The organism is Pseudonocardia sulfidoxydans NBRC 16205 (genome assembly GCF_007989085.1).
GTDB lineage: Bacteria > Actinomycetota > Actinomycetes > Mycobacteriales > Pseudonocardiaceae > Pseudonocardia > Pseudonocardia sulfidoxydans.
The window spans coordinates 1-2644 of record NZ_BJVJ01000160.1 but is presented as its reverse complement, the minus strand read 5'-3'; the positions used below and the strand labels follow the sequence as shown (position 1 = coordinate 2644).

Genomic DNA, 2644 nt, shown 5'->3' with positions numbered 1-2644 from the left:
GCCGACGTCGCCGCCGCCGCGTCCGGCGGGGTCGTCGGCATGGACGGCGACGTCGTCGTCTGGCACGACCTCAGCGCCGAACACTGGCCCGGCGGCCGCAGCACCATGGCCGAGTACGACGCCCGCTTCGCCGACCGCGTCACCGTCGCCGTCGCCGCCGCCACCGGAGGCCCCGCACTCGCGCTGCCCTCACGCGTCACCGAGTGCCGACGCTGCCCCTGGTGGCCCACCTGCGAGGCCGAACTCGCCGACGGGCAGGACGTCAGCCTCGTCGTCCGCGGCGAGTCCGCCACCGCGCTGCGCACCGCCGACGTCCTCACCGTGTCCCAGCTCGCCGCGATGGACCCCACCCAGGAACCGCCGGTCCCGCTGCCGGGCATGGCGTTCGCCGACACCGTCGTCCTCGCCAGGGCATGGCTGCGCGGCCTGTCCGTCGTCCGCCGGGTGCCGTCCGTGCCCGTCACCCGCGCCGACGTCGAGGTCGACGTCGACATGGAGAGCTTCGGCGAAGCCGGCGCCTACATGTGGGGCGTGCTCCTGTCCCACCCCGGCGGCGCCCGCCCGGGCGACGAACCCGCCGGCTACCGCGCCTTCGCCACCTGGGAACCCGTCCCCACCGACGACGAGGCCCGCTCCTTCGCCGAGTTCTGGACCTGGATCACCGGCGTCCGCGACGCCGCCCACGCGAGCGGCCGCACGTTCGCCGCCTACTGCTACAACGAACAGGCCGAGAACCGCTGGCTCCTCGGCTCCGCCGAACGCTTCGCCGGGAAACCCGGCATCCCCCCGATCGCCGAGGTCCAGGCGTTCATCGACGCCGACTCCTGGGTCGACCTCTTCGCCGTCGTCAACGAGTGGTTCCTCTGCGCACACGGCAAGGGCCTCAAACGGATCGCCCCCGCCGCCGGGTTCGCCTGGCGCGACCCCGAAGCCGGCGGCGAGAACTCCATGCGCTGGTACCGCGACGCCGTCGCCCTCGACGGCGGCACCCCCGACCCGCTGCAGCGCACCAGGTTGCTCGAATACAACGAGGACGACGTCGGCGCCACCCGCGCCCTGCGCGAATGGATGACCTCGCCCGCCATCCAGGACGTCCCGCTCGCGACCGAACTCTGAGCCGGCCCCCCGGGTTCACGCGACCGCCCCCGACGCGCCCCGCCTCCGTTCACCTCGCGTCCCCCGGCTCCGCCGACCATCGAGTCGACAGGGGCCCGCCCACCGGCAGCCCACGCGCCACCGCGAGGAGCACGCCGTGTTCGCACGCCGCATCGCCGTCGTCGGAGCCGGGTACGTCGGCCTCACCACCGCCGCCTGCCTCGCCCACCTCGGCCACCGCGTCGTCTGCGCCGACATCGACGCCGCCAAGATCGAACGCCTCCAGGCCGGTGAGATCGGCATCCTCGAACCCCGCCTCGCCGACCTCGTCACCGAAGGCGCCGCCGCCGGCCGCCTCACATTCAGCGTCGGCGCCGCCGCAGCCGTCGCCCGCCGCGACGGCGACCCCGTCGAGGTCCTCTTCCTCTGCGTCCCCACCCCCATGGGCGAAGGCGGAGCCGCCGACCTCGCCGCCGTCGACACCGTCGCCGCCGAGGTCCGCCACCTCCTCCCCGCCGGCTGCGTCGTCGTCACCAAGTCGACCGTCCCCGTCGGCACCGCCGACCGCACCCGCGCCCTCCTCCGCCGCCGCGACATCGCCGTCGTCTCCAACCCCGAGTTCCTGCGCGAAGGCACCGCCGTCCACGACTTCCTCAACCCCGACCGCATCGTCGTCGGCAGCGACCAGCAGGACGCCGCCGAACGCGTCGCCGCCCTCTACTCCCGCCTAGGCGCCCCCACCGTCCTCACCGACGCCGCCAGCGCCGAGATGGTCAAGTACGCCGCCAACGCGTTCCTCGCGATCAAGCTCTCCTACGTCAACGCCCTCGCCGAACTCTGCGACGTCCTCGGCGCCGACGTCGCCGACGTCACCGAAGGCATGGGCCACGACCGCCGCATCGGCGCCGCCTACCTCTCACCCGGCCCCGGCTGGGGCGGCTCCTGCCTGCCCAAGGACACCAGCGCCCTCGTCCAGGTCGCCGCCGCCGCAGGCCTCGACTTCCCCCTGGTCAGCGCCGGCATCGACACCAACGCGCGGCAGCGCACGATCATGGTCGACAAGATCCGCGACGCCGTCGGCCCCCTCACCGGCGCCCGCATCGGCATGCTCGGGCTGACCTTCAAGGCCGGCACCGACGACCTCCGGGACTCACCCGCCCTCGCCGTCGCCGACCTCCTCGCCGCCGAAGGCGCCGAGCTCACCGCCTACGACCCCGGCTGCCCCGCCGCCGTCCCCGGCCTCACCGACGCGGTGACGGTCGTCGACGACCCCATGCGCGCCGCCAAGGACGCCGACGCCCTCGTCGTCCTCACCGAATGGCCCGCCTTCCGCCAGCTCGACTGGACCGCCCTCGGCGGCGTCGTCGGCCGCCGGGTCGTCGTGGACACCCGCAACCTCCTCGACCCCGACATCCTCCGCCGCGCGGGGTTCTCGTGGATCGGCGTGGGCCGCCGCTGACCGCTGTTGGCCGTAGAGGTGCGGCTTCACCGGTTCCGCGTGCCCTGCAACTGTTGCAACGCGTGCCGGAGCAGGGGTGCGGCGTGCGGC

Annotated in this window: 2 protein-coding genes; both read left to right on the top strand. The window is 74.4% G+C overall.

Annotation, left to right across the window (positions count from 1 at the left end; translation table 11 throughout):
- Positions 1-1116: TM0106 family RecB-like putative nuclease (locus PSU4_RS30755; protein WP_147116172.1), on the top strand; the 1116-nt coding region annotated here is incomplete at its 5' end.
- Positions 1117-1252: 136 nt separating this feature from the next.
- Positions 1253-2554 carry a UDP-glucose dehydrogenase family protein gene (locus tag PSU4_RS30750; RefSeq protein WP_147116169.1) on the top strand — a complete coding sequence of 434 codons (1302 nt, stop codon included), beginning with the start codon at positions 1253-1255 and terminating at the stop codon, positions 2552-2554.
- Positions 2555-2644 lie beyond the last annotated feature (90 nt).